Annotated in this window: 22 protein-coding genes; 19 read left to right on the forward strand and 3 right to left on the reverse strand. The window is 29.5% G+C overall.

The genetic code is table 11. From position 1 onward, the window contains the following. Positions 1–3 precede the first annotated feature (3 nt). Complete coding sequence (locus tag AXY43_RS21410) at positions 4–366, forward strand: DUF2809 domain-containing protein (RefSeq protein WP_077830327.1); 363 nt, start codon at positions 4–6, stop codon at positions 364–366. 87 nt (positions 367–453) lie between these two features. Here the strand turns inward: AXY43_RS21410 and AXY43_RS21415 are convergent, their stop codons facing one another. Beyond that, on the reverse strand, positions 454–2,454 hold the full coding sequence (locus AXY43_RS21415) for a KUP/HAK/KT family potassium transporter (RefSeq protein WP_026015717.1): 2,001 nt from the start codon (positions 2,452–2,454) through the stop codon (positions 454–456). Between the two features lie 412 nt (positions 2,455–2,866). Between AXY43_RS21415 and AXY43_RS28090 the strand changes: the two genes are divergently transcribed. The 3 genes from AXY43_RS28090 (at position 2,867) to amrS (ending at position 5,867) form a co-directional block, all read left to right on the forward strand. After that, positions 2,867–3,007 carry a hypothetical protein gene (locus tag AXY43_RS28090; RefSeq protein ID WP_017210004.1) on the forward strand — a complete coding sequence of 47 codons (141 nt, stop codon included), beginning with the start codon at positions 2,867–2,869 and terminating at the stop codon, positions 3,005–3,007. A 366-nt stretch (positions 3,008–3,373) separates the two neighbouring features. Continuing rightward, positions 3,374–4,780, forward strand: a complete 1,407-nt coding sequence (gene amrA, locus AXY43_RS21420; protein ID WP_077830326.1) for an AmmeMemoRadiSam system protein A — start codon at positions 3,374–3,376, stop codon at positions 4,778–4,780. Positions 4,781–4,880: 100 nt separating this feature from the next. Then, a complete protein-coding gene (gene amrS / locus AXY43_RS21425) occupies positions 4,881–5,867 on the forward strand; it encodes an AmmeMemoRadiSam system radical SAM enzyme (protein WP_077868683.1) in 987 nt (328 codons plus the stop codon). 72 nt (positions 5,868–5,939) lie between these two features. Here the strand turns inward: amrS and AXY43_RS21430 are convergent, their stop codons facing one another. Then, positions 5,940–6,641 carry a hypothetical protein gene (locus AXY43_RS21430; protein WP_077868682.1) on the reverse strand — a complete coding sequence of 234 codons (702 nt, stop codon included), beginning with the start codon at positions 6,639–6,641 and terminating at the stop codon, positions 5,940–5,942. 202 nt (positions 6,642–6,843) lie between these two features. On the opposite strand from AXY43_RS21430, the gene AXY43_RS21435 reads away from it, so the two are divergent. The 6 genes from AXY43_RS21435 to lon all read left to right on the forward strand — a co-directional run bounded on the left by AXY43_RS21435 (position 6,844) and on the right by lon (position 12,350). Continuing rightward, positions 6,844–7,284 (forward strand): YiiD C-terminal domain-containing protein, encoded by a 441-nt coding sequence (locus tag AXY43_RS21435; protein ID WP_105412121.1) that lies wholly within the window; start codon positions 6,844–6,846, stop codon positions 7,282–7,284. Positions 7,285–7,338: 54 nt separating this feature from the next. Continuing rightward, positions 7,339–7,746 carry a VOC family protein gene (locus AXY43_RS21440; protein ID WP_077868680.1) on the forward strand — a complete coding sequence of 136 codons (408 nt, stop codon included), beginning with the start codon at positions 7,339–7,341 and terminating at the stop codon, positions 7,744–7,746. A gap of 229 nt (positions 7,747–7,975) precedes the next feature. Continuing rightward, complete coding sequence (locus AXY43_RS21445) at positions 7,976–8,371, forward strand: carbonic anhydrase (protein WP_077868679.1); 396 nt, start codon at positions 7,976–7,978, stop codon at positions 8,369–8,371. A 253-nt stretch (positions 8,372–8,624) separates the two neighbouring features. Then, the gene (locus tag AXY43_RS21450; RefSeq protein WP_077868678.1) at positions 8,625–8,996 is read left to right on the forward strand and encodes a four-helix bundle copper-binding protein; all 372 of its coding nucleotides are present in this window, start codon (positions 8,625–8,627) and stop codon (positions 8,994–8,996) included. 276 nt (positions 8,997–9,272) lie between these two features. Continuing rightward, positions 9,273–9,836, forward strand: a complete 564-nt coding sequence (locus tag AXY43_RS21455) for a TetR/AcrR family transcriptional regulator (RefSeq protein ID WP_077868677.1) — start codon at positions 9,273–9,275, stop codon at positions 9,834–9,836. Positions 9,837–9,962: 126 nt separating this feature from the next. Beyond that, the gene (gene lon / locus AXY43_RS21460) at positions 9,963–12,350 is read left to right on the forward strand and encodes an endopeptidase La (protein ID WP_077830335.1); all 2,388 of its coding nucleotides are present in this window, start codon (positions 9,963–9,965) and stop codon (positions 12,348–12,350) included. A 173-nt stretch (positions 12,351–12,523) separates the two neighbouring features. Here the strand turns inward: lon and AXY43_RS21465 are convergent, their stop codons facing one another. After that, positions 12,524–13,459, reverse strand: a complete 936-nt coding sequence (locus AXY43_RS21465; protein WP_077830321.1) for a DMT family transporter — start codon at positions 13,457–13,459, stop codon at positions 12,524–12,526. A gap of 150 nt (positions 13,460–13,609) precedes the next feature. Here AXY43_RS21465 and AXY43_RS21470 point away from each other — a divergent pair, with 150 nt between their 5' ends. The 9 genes from AXY43_RS21470 (at position 13,610) to AXY43_RS21510 (ending at position 20,966) form a co-directional block, all read left to right on the forward strand. After that, positions 13,610–14,164, forward strand: a complete 555-nt coding sequence (locus tag AXY43_RS21470; protein ID WP_023976665.1) for a helix-turn-helix domain-containing protein — start codon at positions 13,610–13,612, stop codon at positions 14,162–14,164. Positions 14,165–14,344: 180 nt separating this feature from the next. After that, on the forward strand, positions 14,345–15,067 hold the full coding sequence (cobJ, locus tag AXY43_RS21475; protein WP_011968592.1) for a precorrin-3B C(17)-methyltransferase: 723 nt from the start codon (positions 14,345–14,347) through the stop codon (positions 15,065–15,067). Between the two features lie 129 nt (positions 15,068–15,196). Further along, positions 15,197–15,961, forward strand: coding sequence for a cobalt-precorrin-6A reductase (locus AXY43_RS21480; protein ID WP_039772190.1), 765 nt, complete (start codon positions 15,197–15,199; stop codon positions 15,959–15,961). A 13-nt stretch (positions 15,962–15,974) separates the two neighbouring features. Then, the gene (locus AXY43_RS21485; protein ID WP_105412122.1) at positions 15,975–16,427 is read left to right on the forward strand and encodes a GNAT family N-acetyltransferase; all 453 of its coding nucleotides are present in this window, start codon (positions 15,975–15,977) and stop codon (positions 16,425–16,427) included. Between the two features lie 151 nt (positions 16,428–16,578). After that, positions 16,579–17,097 (forward strand): NUDIX hydrolase, encoded by a 519-nt coding sequence (locus tag AXY43_RS28555; RefSeq protein ID WP_278337258.1) that lies wholly within the window; start codon positions 16,579–16,581, stop codon positions 17,095–17,097. A 72-nt stretch (positions 17,098–17,169) separates the two neighbouring features. Next, positions 17,170–17,349: a hypothetical protein gene (locus AXY43_RS21495; protein ID WP_011968594.1), complete on the forward strand. Its 180-nt coding sequence runs from the start codon at positions 17,170–17,172 to the stop codon at positions 17,347–17,349. Positions 17,350–17,884: 535 nt separating this feature from the next. Further along, positions 17,885–18,850: a glycoside hydrolase family 73 protein gene (locus AXY43_RS21500; RefSeq protein WP_087701546.1), complete on the forward strand. Its 966-nt coding sequence runs from the start codon at positions 17,885–17,887 to the stop codon at positions 18,848–18,850. Positions 18,851–18,924: 74 nt separating this feature from the next. Then, entirely contained in the window at positions 18,925–20,016 is a 1,092-nt protein-coding gene (cobT, locus tag AXY43_RS21505; protein WP_039772184.1) for a nicotinate-nucleotide--dimethylbenzimidazole phosphoribosyltransferase, read from the forward strand. Between the two features lie 419 nt (positions 20,017–20,435). Continuing rightward, a complete protein-coding gene (locus AXY43_RS21510; RefSeq protein ID WP_105412124.1) occupies positions 20,436–20,966 on the forward strand; it encodes a cob(I)yrinic acid a,c-diamide adenosyltransferase in 531 nt (176 codons plus the stop codon). Positions 20,967–20,998 lie beyond the last annotated feature (32 nt).

Raw genomic sequence — 20,998 nt, forward strand, 5'->3', positions numbered from 1 at the left:
GATATGAGAGTAAACTACAAATATTTATATATTTTCATAGTCTTATTTTTAATAGAAGTATATATTGGAGCTTTTATACATGATAATATAATTAGACCTTTTATTGGAGATGTATTAGTTGTATGCTTAATTTATTTTTTTATTGGAGTGTTTACCAAGAAGGTTTCACCAATATATGTTTTCATATTTGCTTGCTTAATTGAGATAGGACAGTATTTTAATTTGGTTTCTCTTTTGCACATGGAAGATTTTAAAATAGCAAAAATAATTCTTGGATCAACTTTTGATTTTTGCGATATCATTTCATATTTAATAGGAACAATTCTTATATTTATATATAAAGCCATAGAAAAAAATAAGCTGTAAAAATTAAATAAATATTTTAAAGAAAAAATATAACTGCCCACTAAATTGTGGACAGTTATATTTAAATATTTAATTAATTCAATAATGTTATTTTGGAGTTCTTTTTAAAGTTGTATGGTCATATTTTCCTATAAATAGAGGTACCTTTTCAACATCAACATCACTATTCTCAAGGCCAAACCATTTGGTTGGAGAAACGGTATATCTTTTTATGAATAATTTTGCTTTAAGTATCAATTCTTCCCAGAAATTTAAAGCTGTCTCATACGAAAGCTGCTCTTGAATTAAAAGAAAACGGAAATCTCCGACTTTTCTATCTGGCATAGTTGTATAGTTTCTAGATTGAATTTTTATTTCACCATTTTCAACTAACTCAGTTGAAATTTGTCGTAGAAAGACATTCAATTTTTGTTCTACTCTGAATCCAAGTCTTATTTGAACTCTTACAATATATAATGTTCCTAAAGTATCTACTGAATATTCTGCTACATAAGGCTCATCAGTAACAGCAATATTAACAAACCAATAAACATCTGCTTTTTTAGGTCTTTTGTCTAAAATGGAATACATTATCTTTCTTTCGATTTGTTCAGGATCATGGCTGCTAGTTAAACATACAAGGTTTGTTGTATACTTAGGACGATCACTATCTTGGCGCAATTGATTAAGTTGGGTTTTATAATTTTCAATTGGGACATGTTCTAATAAACGCATTTTAATATAGTAACCTTTAATCCAAATATACATAACACTTAAGATTGCAAGAGCAATTAAAGCAGCAATAAATCCTCCGTGAGTAAATTTAACAATATTTGCAATGAAGAAAGAAAACTCAAATGCACTAAAGAAAACAAGGATTAATACAGCAGCAATGAGCGGTGTTTTTTTCTTCAATAAGTAATTAAATAAAAGAATAGTAGTCATCAACATAGTAACTGTAATCGATAATCCGTAAGCTGCTTCCATTCTTGCGGAATTTCCAAAATAGAGAACAATTCCGATACAGACAATCCATAAAAATTTATTAATCGAAGGTATGTAAAGTTGTCCCTTAGTGCTAGATGGATACATAATATGTAATCTTGGAAATAAATTTAGCTTAATTGCTTCAGAAACAAGAGTAAAAGAACCTGAAATTAGCGCTTGTGAAGCAATAATTGCCGCTAAAGTTGAAATTATTATACCAAAAATTAAAAAAGAAGATGGAATTAATTGAAAAAATGGGTTTAAATCTTCCATATTCGTAAAAGTAGGATTATGTCTAGCTGATAATAACCAAGCTCCCTGACCAAAATAGTTCAATAATAAACATATCTTAACAAATGGCCAAGAACCATAAATATTATATTTACCAACATGCCCAAGATCTGAGTAAAGAGCTTCAGCACCTGTAGTTGCTAAAAATATGCTGCCAAGTATAAAAAAACCTGCTTTATTTTCACTGCTAAAAAGAGTGTTAATTGCATAGTATGGAGATAGGGCACGCAATAATGTCCAATCGTGTGAAATACCGATAATTCCCCATATAGCTAGTGCAGAGAACCAGACAAACATTATTGGACCAAACATTTTTCCAATCAAATCAGTTCCAAAGTGCTGAATGAAAAATAGAGCGCTTAATATTATTATTACAATTGTAACAATATCAACCTGACTGCCAAAAAAAGCCCTAAAACTTGGAATTAAATCCAATCCCTCAATTGCTGAAGTGACAGTTACAGCGGGAGTTAGCGTCCCATCAGCAAGCAATGCTGATCCACCAATCATTGCTGGAATAATAAGCCACTTTGCGCGATTCCTAACCAAGGTAAATAGTGAAAAGATCCCACCTTCACCGTTATTGTCAGCATTTAAAGTTATAAGGACGTACTTTACTGTTGTTAAAATTGTAATTGTCCAAAAAATTAGAGATAACGATCCAAGAATAAAGTTTTCAGATATATTCTTCAAGCCTCCATTACCTTCAATAATTGATTTCATTACATAAAGTGGTGAAGTTCCAATATCTCCGTAAACTACACCTAGTGCTATAAGTACTCCTCCAGCACTCAGTTTTGCAACATCTCCATGTTTTGTAGTTGATTTCACATTAATCATCCTTTACATCAAATATAGTTATACATAATTCCTAAAATTAAATAAATGAAATTTAAATACTTGTTTAATTTACTTTTAATATGTAAAGTAGGTAAATTAATAATTATTTTAAGAATAATTATTATAATAACATTGTTAAAAAATATTAGTCAAACCATTAAAAATTAGATAATACAGTGAATAGTGCCAAATCCATAGGATTTCAGCCCTTATATGAGGATTTAGACTAATATTGATAAGAAGCTAATAATAAGTTGTTAGCTTATGAGTTTAGTATGCTGCAAGCATAATAAATATATTTATAGAAATAATAGAAACGAAATGATTTATTACAGAAATTTATCTCTATAAAAATAATTTACCCAATTTTTAAAAATAAATTAGAGTTCGGGGAGACAAATTTATGAAGAATAAGCCTTATGATAAAAGAAACAGTATTAGTAGTTTAGGAAGTGATTTGACTACAGCAATTCAGAATTTCCATTATTCTGGAGAAGAGATTAAAAAAATCACTAATAAAAAGGATAATAAAATTGAGAGATAAGTAATTTTCTTTGAAACTGTTTTGGTTAAAGACGTATATATCTAGCAAAAATAATCATTCATCATTATTCTAAAAATATTGCAAGAATTTTAGGTTTAATCGTGAATTGTGAAATATGCATTGTGAATTGCAACATATATATTTAAAGAAAATTAGCTTAAATAATTCTTTAGAAAGGAGAATTTAACTAATGAGTAGAAATAGTGAAGGTAATAAATTTAAGAACATTATGAGTGTTGGAATTTCACTAAACATGCAGTAGAAAATTTCGAAGAAAATATAGTAAATCAAAGAAACTATTTAGAAAAGGTTAAGGAAAATGAAAAATCTAGAGAAAATCAATAGTTCCAATTAGGAGGTGAGAACATGGAAAATATACTAGGTTATTATTTAATGCCGCATCCGCCAATAATTATACCAGACATAGGTAAAGGAGAAGAAAAGAAAATAGAGGAAACAAGTTTGGCATGCAATGAAATAGGGAGAGAAGTAGCAGATATTAAACCAGATACAATAATAATTATAACACCTCATGCTACAATGTTTTCTGATGCAATAGCCATATCAGACGAGGAAAGAATTTCAGGAGATTTAAGCCAATTTAGATGTACAAACATAAAAATGGATATTCCTATAGATAAAGAATTTAATGTTAAACTTGGCACTGCATGTCATGTAGAAGGAATTCCGTCAGTCCTTGTAGATTGGGAATTATTACGTAGATATAATGTTAATTATGAATTAGACCATGGAAGTATAGTACCACTATATTTCATTAATAAATATTACAACGATTATAAATTAGTTCACATTACTTACTCAATGATAGGGGATATTAACTTATATAAATTTGGTATGGAGATAAAAAATGTAGCAGAAGAATTAAATAGAAAAGCTGTTATTATAGCAAGTGGAGACCTTTCGCATAAGCTTAAAGATGAAGGACCATATTCATATTCACCATATGGAGAATTGTTTGATAAAGCTCTTTTAGGTAACCTCGAAAAAGGAGATGTTTTAGGAGCCTTTAATATGAATAGAACTATGATTAGTGAGGCTGGACAATGTGGGTTAAATTCGGTTTATATACTTCTTGGAGCAATGGAAGGCAAAGAAATAAAAGGAGAGCTTTTATCGTATCAGGGAACTTTTGGAGTGGGATATGGAGTAATGAAACTTAGTAGACAGCACCAAGATAGGAACTATTTAGACGAGCTAACAAAATATAAAGAAGAAAAACTGAAAGCAAAGCTAAATGAGAGTAATTCCTATGTAAAACTTGCAAGGGAGAATTTAAATCATTATTTTTCTCACGGAAAAAGTATAGAAGATATCTCTAATTTGCCAAAAGAACTATTAAATGAAAGACACGGTGTCTTTGTGTCTTTAAAGAAGTTTGGCAATCTTAGGGGATGTATAGGAACAATTGCACCAACAACAGGTTCTGTGGGTGAGGAAATAATAAGAAATTCTATAGAAGCAGCTATGAGTGATCCAAGATTTCCAGAAGTTTCAGAAGATGAAATGGATGATATTGATATATCTGTAGATGTTCTTATGGATTCGGAACCATGTAATAAGGAAGATTTAGATCCTAAAAAATATGGAGTCATTGTTTCTTTAGGAATGAGAAGAGGGTTATTGCTTCCGGATCTTGAAGGTGTGAATACTGTAGATGAACAATTGCAAATTGCATGTGATAAGGCAAATATAGATTTTGACGAGGATTATAAGATAGAAAGATTTGAAGTTGTAAGATATAAGGAAGGATAGATAATAAATTTATTTAAAGTTAAAGATTTTAATAGTATAGTTTTAAAAATCAAAGATATTTATGAATAACTTATACTTTATTTAAAGAAGGTGATAAAGAGTGGGAAAAAAAATACCGTTTTATGAGGAAGTTAAGGATAAAGTGAGATGTAGGATATGTCCACATAATTGTTTAATAGATGAAGATAAGTTTGGAATTTGTGGAGTTAGAACGTTGGAATCTAAAGTCCCTATTGCAATAAATTATGGAGAAGTAACTTCAATGGGAGTTGATCCCATTGAGAAGAAACCCTTATATCATTTCAAACCATCAAAAGATATTTTATCAATTGGAAGCTTTGGATGTAATATGACGTGTAGCTTTTGTCAAAATTATGAGATATCGCAGGGGAAGCCACAAACCCAATATATAAACGTTGAAAAACTAATAGGCATTATTCCGACCATAGAAAACAATATTGGTGTTGCGTTTACTTATAATGAACCCTTTATGTGGTATGAATATATTTATGATGCTGCAAAGGGAATAAAAGAGAGTAATACTGATACAAGTGTTGTGGTTGTTACTAATGGCTATATTAATGAAGAGCCGCTTAAGAAGCTTCTTCCTTATGTAGATGCTATGAATATCGATTTAAAGGGATATACAAATAGATACTATAATAATATTTGTGGTGCAAAACTTGAGCCTGTTCTAGAAACTATAAAAAGGTGCAGTGAATACTGTCATGTGGAAATTACCACTTTACTTGTCAGCGAAGAAAACGATTCTTTAGAAGAATCAAGGCAAATAGCTGAATTTATAGCTAGTGTTGATGAAAATATACCTCTTCATTTAAGCAGATATTTTCCAAGATATAAGATGGAGAATGAGGCTACAAAAATAGAAAAGATAACAGAAGCTCAAAATGAAGCAAAGAAATACTTGAAACATGTATATGTAGGAAATGTTCAAGGAGTTGATAATAATACTTATTGTGATAATTGCAATGAACTGCTTATTGAGAGGAATGGTTATTCAACTAATGTATTTATAAAAGACAATAAGTGCCCAAAGTGTGGTAAGGAAATAAACATAATATTGTAAAATAAAATTTAAACTTTAAATTAATGATTAAAGAAATTGTAGCAGGAGAATTTAAAGCTCCTGCTTTAATTATTATCTGCTAGTAACTGTAAATGGATTGAATTTGATGGCACCATTATATTGATAAGGATAAAATTGCTTTAAGTGAGAAAGGTAATTTATCCATTGAGAAGTTAATGCCCTATAGACTCTGCAAATATCACCTTTTATGTGAGTAGAGTCATCTTTTGTCAATGTTTTATATTGTAAAAATACTATTTCATCTCTTAAATGCATTAGAGACATAAGTAAATCGGCAAAGGTTTCATGCTCTAATATATTCTCATTACTTATAAGGTTAGATAAAATATCTCTACTTCCGAGAACTAGTTTTTCAAGCCTAGGATAATTAATTTTTTCAAAGGCTATTATGTGTTCATAAGATTTTAGTTTATTATTAGAAGTTTTTAAGTCTATAAAATCTAGATTTAAATATTGTATATTCGCATCACCAGCTACTATTATTTCCAATAGAGTAAAACCAATATCACTAAAAAATAATCCGACTAACATATTTAATTTACTTAAGCGTTCAAGTTTAGTACGTCTTTCTACAAGTTTATCAAATACTAGGGTTACGACTAATATATTTATAGGGATAAAACAGAGACTCATAAAAGAGTAATAAATCGTGTTTTCCAATTGACCAAATACTAAATAGTGAATGAAAAACATTATGAATGATAATAAAATTAAAATAAATGAAACTAATAAATAATGTGTAATATTTTTCATAATTGCTCCTTTAATATTAGAATTTATATAGATAACAATAGCATGTCTGACAAGTTAAGACAATTATATTTCAATATTAGAATAATAATCATTTGATTCTAATATTATGTCATATATTGGATTTGAATTGAGTTATATGATAAAATTTATAAATATTATATTTTGTCTACAATACATGTAGATGAACATCGGAGGTAAGATAATGAGTGAGAATGAGTTTGAGCAGTTTTTACATACCAACATACCAATTACAGAAGCTATGGGCATAAGTGTTATAGAGTTTACTAAGTCGAGGGTTATACTTGCTGCTAAATTAAAACCTAATATAAATGATAAATTAACAGCGTTTGGAGGAAGTATAAATACTTTGATGACAATATGCGGATGGTCTATGGTTTTTGTAAATATTAAAGAAATTGATCCAAAGGCTCAGATAGTAATTAAAAAAAGTAATATAAATTATAGAGCTCCTATACGTGAAGATTTCACTGCACAATGTGAAATCTTGGGGGATGAAACAAGAAGAGAATTTCTCGAAACATACACGAAACATAACAAGAGTAGATTAGATCTTAAGGTTGTTATTAAAAATAAGGGAACTGTTTTCGCAGAGTATAAGGGACAATATGTTGTATTTAAATAGAATAATTATGGATAAATTTACAAGTATAAATAGATTTATTATGGAGGAAAAATAATGGGAATAAAAGCTATGCACCATGTGTGCATTCAAACTAATAGTTACAAAGAATCGCTTGAATTTTATAAAAATATTCTTGGGTTTGAGATTGTAGAAGAGACAAAGAATTTCCATACTAGAGATTATAATACATGGTTAAAACTAGGAACATTCATGATTGAGTTACAAACCAGCAAGAAGGGAGAAAATCTTTCTAAGTGGAATAAGTTAAGCGAAGGAATAGTTCATATGTGCTTTTTAGTGGATAATGTTCAAGAGGAATTTAACAGGATTAAAGGTTTAGGTTATAACAATTTTAGGGTTAAAAATAATGAAGTGATATACAAAGTTGAGGATAGTTTCTTATTTAAACTAAAGGCTCCTGAGGGCACAGAAATTGAATTTAGAGATAAAAATGAAATATAGATTTCATTTTAAAGGAACTCTGTAGCCCTATGGAAGCAAATGTAATAGAATAGAGGTAAAATGCATCTAAGAGTTCATTAGAGCAATTAAGATTCTAATAAAGAATTATGAATATAATTATTTTTGTAGTTAAAAAACAATAATATATAATGTTTATTTGAGGAGATTGATAGCAAACGCCAACTTATATTCATATCTTACCTAAGAATAATAGTTTTAGGTGGTATGAATGAAAAAAAGCTTTGGGACAGTTTTAAATTGTATTGACGGAAGGACTCAGATTCCAGTAATAAATTGGATAAAAGAAAATTTTAATGTGGAGTATGTAGATTTAATAACTGAGCCTGGAATGGATAAGATAGTGTCAGAAGGGAATCCGTTTTATTCAAGTAGATTAAAAGATAAGATTAATATTTCGGTTAAAGCTCATAAATCCAAAATAATTGGATTGGTAGGCCATTATGACTGTGCTGCGAATCCAGTGGATGCTGAGGTTCATTATAGGCAAATAGAAGAAGCTACAAATTTGATTAAAAATTGGAATTTTTCAGTTGATACAATAGTTGGTTTATGGGTAGATGAGTTTTGGGAAGTACATGTCATTAGCTTGTATAAAAGAATTTAAATATAGAACATATATAAATTAGGAGCAGATGGTACTTAATCTGCTCCTGTTTTTGATGCACAAATATATTAACTACAAAGATTTAAGATATAACAAGTATAAACTAAAAAGTGTATACAAAAAATTATCAATATATTAATTTATCCTTTTTGAATTTTATAGGCGACTTAAGCAGAAATTACAAAGTATATTTTTAGTGCGTTAGAAGAAAATATATTTTGTTATCAATAAAATAATAAAGGAGGAAACAAAAATGGAAGCAACTATGACTAGACATTCAAATTCATTAATATCCGAAGGAAACCCAATGCAATATTGCATTGATGCTTGCAGCAAATGTGTGCAAATATGTGAGGAATGCTTAAATTTATGTTTACAACATAGTGATGCTAGAGATCGGATGTATTGTATTAAATCACTTCAAGATTGTGCTGAAATTTGCTCTACAACAGCTTGTTTTATTTCAAGAGGAAGCGGTCATATAAGAGAAATAGCTACTGTATGTGCTACCGTATGTGAAAGCTGTGCAAAAGAATGCGGAAGATTCAATGATGAACATTGTCAAACTTGTGCTGATGTATGTAGTCAATGTGCTAGTGAATGTAGACATGTATTGAATATGTAAGGAATTGTTTGATTTAAGTTACATCTTGTTTTAAACATAAAAGTTTGGAAAGTATTAAAAATCGCTATTTTAAAGTTGAATAGCGATTTTTAATGCTTTTGATAATTAGGAGTGATGTATTTTTTACTAGATTAAAAACAAGTAAATTATGTTTTTAGTTTCTTTATGTAGATTTTAAAAGAAAATTAACATTTAATAAGATAAAATTGGTGGAATATATATTGACAATAAAAGAATGTTCATTTATTATAGAAATATAATAATAGAGGTGTTTAAATGAGAAGGAAAGACGATGAAAAGCAAAAGAACATAAAGGAAGCAGTTATTAAATTAATTCTTAAAGAAGGCTTTCACGGTACGTCTATTTCGAAGATAGCAAAAGAGGCAGGGGTATCACCTGCTACAGTATATATTTATTATGAAAATAAAGAAGTCATGTTACAAGACATATATCTTGAATATTCTGAAGATATTTTTGATTACATACTCAGTAAACTTAACAATAAGATGAATGGTCAGCAAGTTATTGAAATTATTGTTAAAGAGTATTTTATTTATATTAGGGAGCATGGAGAAGTCTTTCATTTCGTAGATCAATTTGCTAATTGTCCAGCTTTATCAAATCAATGCTTGACTAAGAGGGGAATAGATAACCTAAATAATTTTCTTGATGAAATGAAAGAAAGAAAAGTTTTTAAAAATCTTCAAAATGATAATTTAAAAGCAATACTTTTTTATCCAGTAAAATCAATTGCTATTAATTCATGTATTGATGAAAATGAAAAAATTGAGTTGCTAAAGGAACTCATTAGAATAGTGCAAGAGGCATTACTTATATAATTAAACGGACTGTTTTTTAGTGCGAGAGATTTTGTGAAATATAATTGCAGAAGTATCTCGCTATTGCTTAACTAATCTTTAAATGAATGCTCGTTTAAGAATGTTCTAATAGGAAGGATGATTATGATGATAAATTTAGATAATAAAAATAATATAGGAAAAGTAATTCCTGTATCAGATATAGTGTTATTACCTGGAATGTACCATACACTAAAATTTAATAAATTTAGTGAAACTCAGATTGAAAGTTTATCAGATGAAGATATAGTTAATATTGCATTACCTTTAAAACAAAACTTTGGTCAAAGTAAGTTAAAGGAAGAAGATTTTCATAGAGTTGGTGTTACATTTCAAGTAAATGCAATTGAAAAAACAGAAAAGGGATATAAAGCTGAAATTAAAATATTAGATAGAGTTGAAATTAAAACATTTAGTATTGAAGAAGATTTTGTTAAAGCTGAATTCGAATTTGCACCCGATATTATTGATCTTACAGAAAAAAGTAAGGATGAAATGGTAGAGTATATTAAAAAAGTTACTCGTGAAATTAGTGAGAATTTTAAAGGATCAGAAAGGTTTATGTTGGCTGTAGAAGGTCAAAAAGATTTGAATAAGCTTATGGGATATTTATCTCATTTCATGCAAATTTCAAGTGAGGAAAAATATGATTTGTTGGAAACTCAATCATTAAAGGATAGAGGTCTTAAATTTATAGATTATTTATTAAAACAAAAAGAATCTTTAAAATTACAATTTGAATTAGCAGAAAAATTCACAGAAAAAGCTAATAAGAATTATAGGGAAACAGTATTAAGAGAGCAGTTAAAAGCTATCCAAGAAGAATTAAATGAAGGAAAAAGCTCACCTTCTAAAAAGGACAAGAACTACTTAAATAGAATTGAAGAGGCTCAGATGCCGGATGAGATAAAAGAAGTTGCTTTAGAAGAATTAGGAAAATTAGAAAGCCAAAGTCCAAATAGTGCTGAATACAATGTGATTAAAAACTACTTAGAATTATTAATTCAGCTTCCTTGGAAAAAACAAGAATTTAAGGACATTGATTTAGAAGAGGCAAGAAGAATATTAGATGAACAGCATTATGGATTAGAAAAAGTTAAAGATAGAATAATACAACATTTAGCAGTTATGCAGCTTAAAAATGATAAAAAGGGTTCTATTCTACTATTAGTAGGTCCTCCAGGAGTAGGAAAGACAAGTTTAGGAAAGAGTATTGCAGAAGCTTTAAACAGAAAATATGTAAGATTAAGCTTAGGTGGAGTTCGTGATGAGGCTGAAATAAGAGGGCATAGAAGAACTTATGTAGGTGCAATGCCAGGAAGAATTATTCAAAGTATAAAGAAAGCAGGAGAAATAAATCCAGTTATGGTTTTAGATGAAGTAGATAAGTTGATGGCTAGCTATAATGGAGACCCAGCAAGTGCATTATTAGAAGTACTAGACCCAGAACAAAATGATACTTTTACTGATCACTATTTAGATGTACCTTATGATTTATCTAATGTATTCTTTATTGCTACAGCTAACTCTCTAGATACTATACCAAGGCCTTTATTAGATAGGATGGAAGTAATTCAAATTTCTAGTTATACTATGAATGAGAAATTCCATATAGGAAAGAATCACTTGATATCAGCAGTTCTTGAAGAACACGGATTAAATGATACTCAGCTTGTTATAGAAGATGCAGCATTAGAAAGAATTATAAGTGAATATACTCTAGAGGCTGGAGTAAGAGGACTTAAAAAGCAAATAGCAACTATTGCAAGAATTGCATCAGAAAAGATTGTATCTAATAAGGTGGAATTACCTTTTAAAGTTAAAGAAGATGATTTAGAGGACTTATTAGGAAGAAAGGTTTCAAGCCATGATAAGGCTCAAGATGATAATGTTCCAGGGGTTGTAACTGGACTAGCGTGGACATCTGTAGGTGGAGAAATACTTTTCATTGAAGCGACAGGAATGCTAGGAAGTGGACAAATTGTCTTAACTGGACAGCTAGGGGATGTTATGAAAGAATCTGCGCAAATCTCTTTAAGTTTATTAAAATCAAGATTGCCGATTAATGCTATAAACTTTAGAGAAAGAGATATTCATATTCATGTTCCATCAGGATCTGTTCCTAAAGATGGACCATCAGCAGGAATTGCATTATTTACTGCACTTGCATCACTTGTTACAGGTATAAAAGTAGATTCGAAACTTGCAATGACAGGAGAAATAACTCTAAGAGGAGCTGTTCTTCCAATAGGAGGACTTAAAGAAAAATTATTAGGAGCTCAAAGAGCCGGAATTACAAAAGTACTAATTCCAAAGGATAATGTAGTTGATTTAAATGAGGTTCCACAAGAAGTTAAGGAACAATTAACTATTATAGCAGTAGAAACAGTAGAAGATGTTCTAAGAGAAACATTGGGGATTTCACTACCAAGAATAGAGCATATATTTAATCCTAATAAATTTATTGAAGGAACTTTCAAGCCAGCAGAAGAATAAGAAATATTAAGAGATGTTGTGAAAAATACTTATTGACAAGTAGAAGAAGCAACATCTCTTCTTGTTTTTTACAAGAACGGAAATATAAAAATTTCTAGTCGTAAAAAGTAATGAAATCAATGGTTGATAAGTATAAGCTTATCAAAGCCTATCTTTTTGTTAAACCAATGATTTTATGATTCCACAATACTATTTAAAATCATGCCTATTACTATTAATATTATGCCTGCTAGTCCAACAAATGTTGGATATTTATCATGAAATATAAAAACTCCACCTATAAGAGTAAATATTACTTCCCCGGATTGTGTTGATTCTACAACGGCTAACTTATGTGTATCATTACTTACTATGTCGGTTGCCTTAAAAAACAGTATTGTGGCAATGATTCCTGAAAAAATAGCAACGACTAAGGATTGAAGTATTTGTCCGTTACTTGGCATACCTACAGATAATACACCGAATATTGATATTAATATCCAAAAAGGCATGCTACATAAAGTCATTCCAAATACTCTCTGAAAGGTATTAAAATTATCATCGCAGATTTCCATCATCTTGCGATTACCAAGTGGGTAAGCAAATGCAGCTAGAATAACGGGAATAACTACAGAGATTATTTCTGAGAAAGAGACATTTTTTGATTGTTCAAACTGCATTAAAAATATACCTAGTAATATTAAAGAGGACATTAACAGAGATTTTTTCGGAAGTGTATTTCTTACTTTGCATATTCCAGCAGGTGTTTTAATATTTTTAAAAAATAATGGAGACATAAGAGCACCAGCAATTATAGTTAATTGCCAAGTTCCAGCAACTAGCCATGATGCACCATATGCAGATGCAAAGCTTAAAGGAGCGTAAAATAATCCAAAGCCTATTGTGCTCCAAGTAATCCATTGAATAGGTTTATTAATTATATCATTTAATACAGGATTTAATTGTCTATTTATAATCATAATAATAAGCAAGAGTGGCAACATAAAGATATATCGAAGTGATGAACTCCATAAAAAGCTTCCGCCAGAAATATTCATTTGTTGATTTAATATAAATGTGAATGCAAAGAAAAATGATGCTGCGACTCCTAATAGAAATGCTTTTGCCATTTGAAAGACTCCTTATCTAAAATATTTGAAATTAAGTTGTGAATCTAATTAGTAAGATATGTTATATTATATACGGGAACAATATTTTGTGCAATATATTATTTGTATATATGTTATGACATACAATGTTTTCGAGCAAAGGAGCAGAATATGAGAAATTTAAATTCGATTATTGGAAGCAAATTAAAGGAAATCAGAAATAAGAGAGAATTAAGTTTGGATGAAGCAGCAAAATTGACTGGAGTTAGTAAAGCTATGTTAGGTCAAATAGAGAGAGGACAATCAAATCCGACAGTATCGACTTTATGGAAAATTTCAACTGGATTAAAGGTATCATTTTCCTTTTTTATTGATGAAGAGCAGGATGAATTAGAGATCGTAGATCAAAATAATATTGATCCGATTATAGAAGACGATGCCAGAATGAAGTTATATCCCATATTTCCTTTTGATGCAAATAGAGGTTTTGAAATTTTCACTATTGAATTAGAACCAGGGTGCAATCATGTATCTACTCCACATAGTGATGGTGTTGAAGAATATATTATAGTAACTCAAGGTGAAGTAGAGATAGATATTGATGATCAAAAGTATTCATTACAAAAAGGTAATTCTATTAAATTCGTAGCTAATATATCCCATAAATATAGAAATGTGAGTAGAGAAAAAGCAATATTTCAAAATATAATATTTTATTTCAGGTAATGGAATATCATATGATCAAAATTGTTTCGATGAGAAAAATATACAATAGGTAAGTTGCATTTTAAGATTGCAAATGCTATCTTACCTATATTAGAGTGAAATGCTATAATATAGAATTAGATAATAAGAATTAGATTTTATTCAAAGGATAAAAATGAAGCGAAAGAGGTTGATTGAAGTATGGGAAAATTAAGAGTAATAGGAATAGGGCCTGGAAGCATTGAGAATATGAGCTTGAGAGCATTAAAGGCCATTGAAGATAGTGATGTTGTCGTAGGATATAACAAATATATTGACATGATAAAAGACTTAGTTAAAGATAAAGAGTTATATTCGACAGGAATGAAAGGTGAAGAAGCTAGATGCAAGGAAGCTTTAAATTTATGTAAAGATAAGAATGTTGCATTAATAAGTACTGGAGATGCAGGTATTTATGGAATGGCTGGATTGATACTTGAACTTAAAAAAGATGAGGATGTGGAGATAATTCCAGGTATTACTGCAAGTAGTGCGGCAGGATCTGTAGTTGGGGCGCCTCTTATGCATGATAATTGCAATATTAGCTTAAGTGATCTAATGACACCTTATGAAGATATAAAGAAGAGAGTAAAACTTGCAGCAGAAGGAGATTTCGTAATATCTTTATATAATCCTAAAAGTAAAGGAAGACCTGACTATTTAAGAGAGTGTATTGATATAATAAGGGAGTTTAGACAGGATAGCACTCCAGTGGCAGTAGTAAGACATGCACTTAGAGAAGGGCAAAGTTATAAATTATTTACTATCAAAGATTTTGATGAAGATATAGTAGATATGATGTCTATTGTAATAGTAGGAAATTCAAAAAGTTATTATAAAGATGAAAAATTTATAACACCTAGAGGCTATGAAAATAAAAGATAGAGATGGTTTGTATTTAGGTATATGAAAGAAAATAATGAGTTAATGATGCACTACATAAATTTGAAATAAATTAGCATGGTTGGCTCGTTATTTTTTTAATGTGTCTTGGCAATCTGGAATGGAGAAAGTATGATTGGATTTATTTTAGGAACTTCAGAAGGAAGAAAAATTTTATCGTTAATAAATAAATATACTAGTGACATTGCGGTTACAACTGCTACAGCGTATGGAGGAGAGTTACTCAAGGAATTTAATATAAAACAGCTAAACACAAAGCCTTTGAATGCAGAAGAAATGCTAAAATGGATAGAGGTCAATCAAATTGATATGCTAGTTGATGCCTCTCATCCTTATGCACAAGAAGTTACCAAGACTGCATTAGAGTGCGCAAATTATCTTAAGATTAAGTATATAAGATATGAAAGATTAGGTGCTCTTGAGAGTATTACTGGAGAAGATATAGTAAGAGTTAAAGATTATGATGAGGCTATTAAAATTATAAAAAATATAGACGGAAATATTTTAAATACTACAGGCGGAAATAATGTTTCTAAGTTTGTAAATTTAGAGTTTAACCATAGAGTGATACATAGAATTTTACCATCACCTAAAGTATTGGAAAAGATAGTCGAGAAGGGAATTAATATTAAAGATATTATAGCGCTTCAAGGTCCAATATCTTATGAATTGGAGAAAGCATTTATTTGCCAATATAATATTAAGGCAATTTTGACTAAAGACAGTGGTAAAGAAGGTGGAGTTCTAGAAAAGCTTAAGGCTGTTCGGGAAGCCAAGATTAAATTAATAGTAATAGAAAAACCAAAATTTAATTATGAATTAGTATTTAATCATGAAGAAAAATTAGTAGAGTTTCTGATGAAAGATAAAAAATAAATTGGGGGTAAAAATGAATTATATAGTCAAAAGAACCACTTCGGAAGATGTAGACTTTGAGTTTTTAGAGAAGCAACTTGATGAGGAGTTATTCGAAATATATGGGGAGATGCAAAATAACTATTCATCACACAATACAGTTAGAGATTTAAAGACAATTATAATATATGATGACAAAAAAACAATAGGTTGTGGGTGCTTAAAATTTCTTGATTATGATTTAGCAGAAGTGAAGAGGGTATATGTATCATTAGAAGATAGAGGCAGAGGAGTAGCTAAGATTATAGTAAAAGAAATTGAAAAGTTGGCAATTGAGAATAATATTAAAAATATTATTTTACAGACAGGAAGCAGACAAAAGGCAGCTGTTAGTTTATATGAGAGCATGGGATATAGGTTAACTGAAAACTATGGACCGTATATAAATGATAGTAATAGCATTTGTATGAAGAAAATTGTTGGATAGAAAAATTGTTTATGAGATGTTAATATAGCTATAAAAGTGTTTTCAATTGAAAGAAAATAGATAAAAGGGGGAGATACTTACGGAAAGTGAAGAGAAACTGTCATTTTACGATGAAGAATTAAATGAAATTGGTGTAGCTTCTCGTTCGGAAATACATGCAAATGGACTTCTACATAAGGTTGTTCATTGTTGGATAGTAGATGAGTCTAGCAATGAAAAATGGATATATCTTCAACAGAGATCATATAAGAAAAAAGATTTTCCAGGATTATATGATATATCAGCAGCAGGACATGTTGATATTGGAGAGAAAATAGAAAATGCATTAAAGCGTGAGGTTAAGGAAGAAATAGGTATAGAAATTAATTCTAGGAACTTAAGATTTGTTGGAAGTATAAGAGAAAAACTTAATCTAAATAGCTTTTTAAATAATGAGATATGTGAAGTATATTTATATAATGTAAAAGATCCTAAATTTAATATTGGATCTGAAGTGGAGAAGATGGTAAAGTTATCAGTTAGTGAATTTAAGAAGCTGGTATTAGGTCGCTATGACTATATTATGGCTTTTTCAATTGATGAAAAGTTAAAATTTAATATAAGAGCTCATGAATTTTGTGTACACAAGAAAGAATATCTAAAATCAATAATAGATTTTATTGGAAAATGATTATTGATTAAATTATCTTTTTGGAATATAATCAAAGAAAATAAATAATTCATACTGAAGGGAGTTAAAGTAATGAGCGTTAAAGAAAAAGTTTTAGAAGTTATGAGAGAGGCTGGAAAGCCAGTTAGCGCAGGTGAGGTTGAAAAGTTATCTGGTTTAGATCGTAAAGAAATTGATAATGCATTCAAGGAATTAAAGAAAGAAAGCGCTATTATATCACCAGTTCGCTGCAAATGGGAGCCAGCAAACTAATATACATGATAATTAAATTGAAGAGTACTCTTGGGATAATGATGATATCACAAAAAGAGGCTCTTTATTTTTTTGCGAATATATATTGCAAAAATAATTCTTTATCATAATTCTGAAAATATTGAAAGAATTTTAGCAGTAATTGTGAATTGTGAAATGTGCATTATGAATTATGAATTGCAACATATATATGATGTTTATGTTAAAGAAGCTAGCTGTTAATTCATTAATAATTTTTTTAGTAATTACACTTAAAAATATATTTAAAATAATAAGTGATTGTCGAAATATTATTTAAAAAGTAATAGAAGTTTAATAAAAATAGTTATCTGAAATTTATATTTACATTATATAATTTAAGTATATAACTTATAGATAATATAAGTTATCATTAAACATTGGGTTACTGAAATTCCGAATGTAATTTTATTATTTTAGCATAACATTTTATAGCTTATTAAGAGAAGTTTTTTTAGGTTATGATTGTTCATTTATAATTATATATTTTTTATGTGGGATGAAAGGGAGAATTATTATGAACACGAGAAAAAGAAAAAGAGGATTTAAAAGAGTTATACTAAATATTATAGCATTTGGTATTATAGCCTTTGCCATTTTTGGAGTTTATAGCGGCTATATGGCAAAATATAATAGTATAAACCTTAAGGATTTAAACACAAGAATGTATATACAGAATGCAGATAATGCGAGCAAAGGTAAACTTCAAGTAAATTGGAAGTTCATGGCGGCTATTGATGGTGTTAGATATAAAAATGATTTTTCTAAAGCAACAGATAGTAGCATAAATCAATTAGCTAATATGTTCATAGATAACAATAGTAGTACAAGCATTAAAATTAAAAATAGTCAATATAAGCTCGTTGATTTGGATACAGTGTTAGATAAGCTATCTTTTGATAAAGAACAAAAAGAAAAAGTATATAAGTATATAGATGATTTAAAATATATTGGATCTCAAAAGAATAATTTAAAAGATGAATCTAAGGAAGGATTTATTAATGATTTATATCCAGAGGCAATTGAGATATATGATAAGTATGGTATTCTTCCTTCTATAACTATTTCTCAGGCAATATTAGAAAGTGGCTGGGGAAAATCAGATTTAAGTACCAAAGCCAATAATCTATTTGGAATAAAAGCAGATTCGGGATGGACAGGGAAAAAAATTAAAATGAGTACTTCAGAATATTATAAACAAAAAATTGAGGATTACTTTCGGGTATATAGTAGTAAAGAAGATTCCATAAAAGATTATGGAGAATTTCTCAGCAACAATAAAAGATATAAACAAAGTGGAGTTTTCCAGGTGACTGATTATCTAGACCAGGCTAATGCTATAGAAAAGGCTGGATATAGTACAGTAGAAAATGACAAGGGAGAAGAAATTTATTCGAAACTTCTGATAGGAGTTATTCAAGAACAAAATCTTCAGCTTTTAGATTTCGAATGTGAAATGAACTATTTTAAAGATAAAAAATAAATTATACGCATTGTTTATGAATTTATGTTATATTAAAACAAAAAATAATAGAGTATATAATTGGGGGAAATGAAATGAACATTAATTCTAAAGAATTAAGAGATATTATTAATAGTATAAGAGAAGCAGATGCTTATGTAATCGCTGAAGCAGACAGAAGAATGGTATCACTTGCAAAGCCGCTGAAGAGTTTAGGAAAGTTGGAAGAAATTGCTATAAAGCTTGCGGGCATTACAGGAAAAGTGAAAAATAACATAACAAAAAAAATGGTTATAATAATGTCCTCGGATAATGGGGTGGTTGAAGAAGGAGTTGCTTCTGCGCCTCAATCGGTAACTTTAGCACAAACAATTAACTTCACAAAAGGATTAACAGGTGTAGCAGTTCTTGCAAAAGAAAATGATACTGAGCTTATGGTGATAGATGTAGGCATTAACTGTGATTTTAGCTATCCTGGCGTAATTAATAAAAAGATAAGAAAAGGAACTAATAATATTGCAAAGGGCCCTGCAATGACACGTGAAGAAGCAGAAAAAGCAATTTTAATTGGAATAGAATCTGTTAAAAATGCTAAAGAACTGGGCTATGAAATTCTTGGTGTTGGAGAGATGGGGATTGGCAATACTTCTACTAGCAGTGCCGTGTTGTCAGCATTAACAGATGTAAGAGTGGAAACAGTTGTAGGAAGAGGTGCTGGAATCACAGACGAATCATTTGAGAAAAAGAAGGAAGTTATTAAGAAAGCAATAAAGGTGAACAATCCAGCAAAAGATGATCCAATAGACGTAGTTTCGAAAGTTGGAGGTTTTGACTTAGCAGCTATGGCAGGAGTTTTTTTAGGCTCTGCTTATTATAAAGTTCCAGTTGTTATTGATGGCTTTATATCAGCAGTTGCTGCACTTATAGCATTTAAATTAAATTCAAAAGCTAGAGATTATATGTTTACTTCACATGACTCAAAAGAATTAGGATTTAAAGTTGCAATGAAAGAGCTAAGCTTAAGTCCAATATTAGACTTAGATATGGGACTTGGAGAAGGAAGTGGATGCCCATTAGCATTTTCAATAATGAAATCTGCATGTGCGGTTATGAATAACATGGCAACTTTCGAAGAAGCAGAAATTAACGACAGTTATTTAGATGAACTTAAGGCTATGAATAAATGATAAATATTTAAATGATTGCAGGGGATTAAATTAACTATTTATAATTTAATAAGGCACATGAAAGTAAATAATAAGTAAAAAACTACTAAGGAATGTTTTTTTTGTAGAAAAGTTCCGTATTGCAGTATAGATGCTCTTTTCATAAGTGTATAGCTGCTTTTTATAAGTGGTATATTTCTAGTCGTGCGAGGAAGTAAAAGATCATCATAGTGGGGTTAATATGGAATTTAAAGAATATGTTATAATAACTGTATACTCTATGAAAACATGAGTATGTAAAGCGGTTAAAACTTATGATATTATGTTTTAATAATTTGATAATAATATATTTGTTTTGACAAATGCTTATAGAGTAATGATTAAGCAGCATTTTTGAATATAAAAATACTTGTTTTTATGAATAAGAAAGGAGAGTGTTTATGGAATTAGGACTTATTCATATTTATTGTGGAGATGGAAAGGGAAAGACAACAGCGGCTATGGGTCTTGGGATGAGGGCTGTTGGACGTCAAAAGAAAGTTTTATTAACACAATTTTTAAAAGATAATGAGACTGGAGAGTTAAATTCTATTGATAAGCTAGGAAATGACTTTGAAGTTTTTAAAGGGGCTCCAGTAAAGAAATTTTTTAAATTTATGAGTGAAAAAGAGAAAATAGATACTAAAAGAGAGCATGAGGAAAGATTTTCTAAGGTTACTAAAAAGGCTGTAGAAGAAAATTTTGATTTATTGATATTAGATGAAGTGATTGCATCTACTAATTTAGATTTAATCCCTTTAAGTGAAGTGATAAATTTTTTAGAAAACAAACCAAAGGGATTAGAAGTTGTTTTAACTGGTAGGAATCCTAATGAAAAATTAGTTGAACTTGCAGATTATGTTTCAGAAATTAAAGCTGTAAAACATCCATATGAGAAAGGAATAGGCTCAAGGATAGGTATAGAGAAGTAATTTATTTTTAATAGTATTTTGGGCTTAAATTA

The sequence above is a fragment of the Clostridium sp. MF28 genome, assembly GCF_002969175.1.
Classification (GTDB): domain Bacteria; phylum Bacillota; class Clostridia; order Clostridiales; family Clostridiaceae; genus Clostridium; species Clostridium beijerinckii.